Source organism: Gemmatimonas sp., from assembly GCF_041689975.1.
Lineage (GTDB): Bacteria > Gemmatimonadota > Gemmatimonadetes > Gemmatimonadales > Gemmatimonadaceae > Gemmatimonas.
This window is the reverse complement of record NZ_JBDNFF010000382.1, coordinates 1-2,887: the sequence shown is the minus strand read 5'-3', so window position 1 is coordinate 2,887 and position 2,887 is coordinate 1. Positions and strand designations below refer to the sequence as shown.

General features: G+C 61.6%; 4 protein-coding genes. 3 read left to right on the top strand and 1 reads right to left on the bottom strand.

Annotated elements, in window-relative coordinates; genetic code table 11:
• Positions 1-351: 351 nt before the first annotated feature.
• A complete protein-coding gene (locus tag ACESNG_RS21910; protein ID WP_373070863.1) occupies positions 352-984 on the bottom strand; it encodes a hypothetical protein in 633 nt (210 codons plus the stop codon).
• Between the two features lie 196 nt (positions 985-1,180).
• Here ACESNG_RS21910 and vsr point away from each other — a divergent pair, with 196 nt between their 5' ends.
• From vsr to ACESNG_RS21895, 3 genes are read left to right on the top strand one after another with little or no spacing between them, the layout of a single operon-like run.
• Positions 1,181-1,666: a DNA mismatch endonuclease Vsr gene (vsr, locus tag ACESNG_RS21905; protein WP_373070861.1), complete on the top strand. Its 486-nt coding sequence runs from the start codon at positions 1,181-1,183 to the stop codon at positions 1,664-1,666.
• On the top strand, positions 1,648-1,896 hold the full coding sequence (locus ACESNG_RS21900; RefSeq protein ID WP_373070859.1) for a hypothetical protein: 249 nt from the start codon (positions 1,648-1,650) through the stop codon (positions 1,894-1,896). The genes vsr and ACESNG_RS21900 overlap by 19 nt, the downstream gene beginning before the upstream one ends.
• Before the next feature lie 37 nt (positions 1,897-1,933).
• The gene (locus ACESNG_RS21895; RefSeq protein WP_373070857.1) at positions 1,934-2,326 is read left to right on the top strand and encodes a hypothetical protein; all 393 of its coding nucleotides are present in this window, start codon (positions 1,934-1,936) and stop codon (positions 2,324-2,326) included.
• The last annotated feature ends 561 nt before the right edge of the window (positions 2,327-2,887 follow it).

The following is a 2,887-nucleotide window of genomic DNA, read 5'->3' as shown; positions in this document are numbered from 1 at the left end:
GACAGGGAGGCTCTATTGTTTGCCGGACTGGTGCCTGCTGTTCTACCCATTATCAACGGGGCGTTGACTTTAATGGAACAGCTGGCAGCGTTGGCCGTTCTGGAAGGCATGGACATCGACCCGTAGCTGGTGCGCTCTGAGCGATGGCCAGAACCATTTGGACACTGACTCGAGGATTGACTCGGCGATCTTGCTCGCGGGGCGTCGTTCATCAAGTTGAGGCTCGAAGAAGAACGGAATCAGGATCGTTGTCCCCGACTCGTCGACCGGTCTCTCCATCGGTGAACCGCGCAGGTGTTGCTCGGATGCGCCGAACCAAGCGGATTTCGCGAAGTTGCCCTGACCAGAGTCTTATGGGACGCCGTACCAACCCTGCCCGGCCCAGACGGTCCCTGCGTGATCGTGGTAGGGCAGCTCTGTTCGAGCGATGTACCTGGTCTGGCCCGGGTCATCGTCGATCACTGAGGCGAACGCCACGGTTGAGATCGACGAGAAGCTCCAAAGGACGGCCTTACCCAACCCGTGAGATCCGCCACCGAGCGTCTTGTCGTCGGACGTAACGAGCTTGTGTCGGCAAAGGGGGGCGAAATTGCCATCGGTGGACATCTCTTCGCCGTAGAGCCCACGGGTATTGCGGTCACTCACGGCGAGCATCAAGAGTCGGCCCTGTGATGCGTCGTCGACTGCTTCGCGAACTCGACCGGCAATCAGGCTCTCAGTCTCGGATACAGCCTCGAGGTGCGTTACGAGTTGATTCCAACCGACCGCGGAGAGGGCTGTGTCAGCTGCGTCGCCGCCAGTGAATTCGTGCAGCGCGAAGGTCACATCGACCATCCCCTCGCCGCCCCGCTGGTCGTTCGAGTTCTGGACGACCTCGCGAACGAACGTGTCGATACTCGGCTTGAAGACATATGACGCTGGGTCACCGCCGGACAGTGCTCCCGAAGGGGGCACCGGGTCGAAGATCCATTCCAGTCCGTCCACCTATCGAATCTCCTTCTCGCCCGGCCACGCGGCATTTGCCGTGAAGGCACAAACCTAGCCGTAATCGGTTCCCCTCACGGAGACCTCCTCGCCAACGGGCCTTCCTGTGGTCGACCCGTCACTGCGACGGTCGGCTGCCGCGCTGACGGCGCGAGAATGTCCATATGTGCCACGCGATCGGGACCGGCGATCGAGCGTGACCGGCCGACCGAAAGCCTCGTCGCCGGCGGTCCGGGAACAGATGCAGCGACAGCGTCGCCGCGACACCGGGCCAGAACGTCTGCTCCGCGGAGAGATCTGGTCCCGAGGGCTCAGGTACCGGATCGATTTCCCGATTATCGATCGGCGTCGCCGGCACGACATCGTCTTCACGAGGGCGAAAGTGGTTGTTGACGTGCGCGGCTGTTTCTGGCATGGGTGCTCGGACCACGGGACGATCCCGAAGTCGAACTGGGAGCGGTGGTCCGAGAAGCTGGAGGCAAACCGCCGCCGCGATGCTGACACGGTTCACAAGCTTGAGGAGGCTGGCTGGTTGACCCTCGTCGTATGGGAGCATGATGATCTGGTTGCGGCCGCCGATGAGGTTGAAGCGTTGGTGCGCTCCCGTCCCGAGAACATTGAGAGTCAGCGATCTACCGTCCTCAACAGAAAAGAGGTGCAACTGTGGCAGAGCATGTGGTGAGAGTCAGCCAGCCGACACGGGAGGTGGTGAATGCCGACTACTCGTTCGAGATCTTCAGTGATGGAGAGAAACTCGGAACGCTCAATATCTCCAAGGGGACCATCGACTGGTGGCCGCGGAAAGCACAGAGTGGAGTCGAACTTCGATGGGAGGACTTCGCCAAGCTTCTGGACGCCTGCTTCGTCGACACGTCCGCGATGGTTCGCGCTGCTCGTGACATAGCGCAATGAATAGCGGGGCCACGGCGAGTCGCGGGAGGTCTGACTGGTGAACGAATCCGGGGCCAGGCTCGCGATGGAATCCTTTGGGATCGAGAAGACCAACATCGCCCGAGCTCTCGAAGCAATGCGAGACGGCGGTGCGCTGGAAGCAGCGCAGTCTTTCAACGTCCCCGAGAGCAGGTCGTACCTCTCCTTCGCCGACGCGGACGGTCTCAACATTGTCTACGTCCACTACGGATTCGTGGACATCCGGGCGGCCCATGCGCCCGACACAGCACTGCCGTCGGGTTACTACGAGGGCCTCAATCGGGTGAAGTTCCCGAACTACTCCTCGTCCGCCGGGAGGGTCACCCGAGATGAGCTCGGGCCACTACCCAATTGTGCCGTGCACTTCTCTCCGCTGAATCCGGATGGAAGCTGCGATTACTGCCAGAACTGAAGCTGGCGCCTAGTCCCAACAACTGCCGGACGGCAGGTAAGGGAAGCGGCGCGGACCCTCCCACTTGTCCGACTGGTTGACGACGGCGGCATTTCCACCTACTCAATTCCGCCTTTGCGTTTGAGGATCGGCCGTACTCAGCATCTACCCGCCCCCGAGAGGGGATCTGGGACCAGTCCACAGGCGGGGCACGATGGGGCAACTCGCCGTACGGTCCGGGCGAAGCCCCGATTCTCGCGAGCTTTGCTCGGCTCGTCGATCCACGCGACCTTGGTACTCCGGGCAGCGTGAAGCGCGTCGGGGAGCTTGCGGTGTTGCCTGATGGCGGTCCGCACCTTGGCGTCAGGGAGTCTCGCCAGCTCTCCTACTTGTGGACTGCCGAGAAAGCGACGTGTCTCGATGGGTGTGAGCGAGCGTCCCAGTCGGGCTTCCCACACCGACCGCCACCAGCTCAAGATTGTGGTTCGACTTGCCATTTCATTCCTCCTCAGTATTTGGGCCACTGGTGGTCTCAGACGATGTCTTGCCCTCGCTCAGAACTCCTCCGCTTCCTTGGTGTCG